Annotated in this window: 1 protein-coding gene; it reads left to right on the forward strand. The window is 60.9% G+C overall.

Going from position 1 to position 581, the window contains the following annotated elements; translation table 11 throughout:
* The coding region (locus APH25_RS24765; protein WP_060483671.1) for an acyltransferase at positions 1-581 on the forward strand (581 nt) is incomplete at both ends.

Here is a 581-nt window from a genome sequence, read left to right on the forward strand (position 1 = left end):
CCTGGCGGTGAGCAACCACCAAAGCTGGGTCGACATCCCCGCACTGATCGAAAGCCTCAACCGCCGCACGCCGTTCTTCAAATTCTTCCTGAAAAAAGAGCTGATCTGGGTGCCGCTGCTGGGCCTGGCCTGGTGGGGCCTGGACTACCCCTTCATGAAGCGTTACAGCAAGGCGTTTCTGGAGAAACACCCCGAGCTCAAGGGCAAGGACCTGGAAATCACCAAGGCCGCCTGTGAGCTGTTCCGGCGCCAACCGGTGACCGTGGTCAATTACCTGGAAGGTACCCGCTTCACCGAAGCCAAGCGGCTGGAACAGCAGTCGCCCTATCGCCACCTGCTCAAACCCAAGGCCGGCGGTGTGGCCTTCGTGCTGGCTGCATTGGGTGAGCAGCTGGATGCCCTGCTGGACGTGACCATCGTATATCCCGGCAACAAGCCGCCCGGGTTCTGGGACCTGCTCAATGGCAGTGTCAGCCGGGTGATCATTGATATTCAGGTACGCGAACTGGACCCCGCGCTGTGGGCGGGGGATTACGAGAATGATCCGGAGTTTCGCCAGACGGTGCAGGCCTGGGTGAACC

Source organism: Pseudomonas sp. NBRC 111119, assembly GCF_001320125.1.
Taxonomy (GTDB): Bacteria; Pseudomonadota; Gammaproteobacteria; order Pseudomonadales; family Pseudomonadaceae; genus Aquipseudomonas; species Aquipseudomonas parafulva.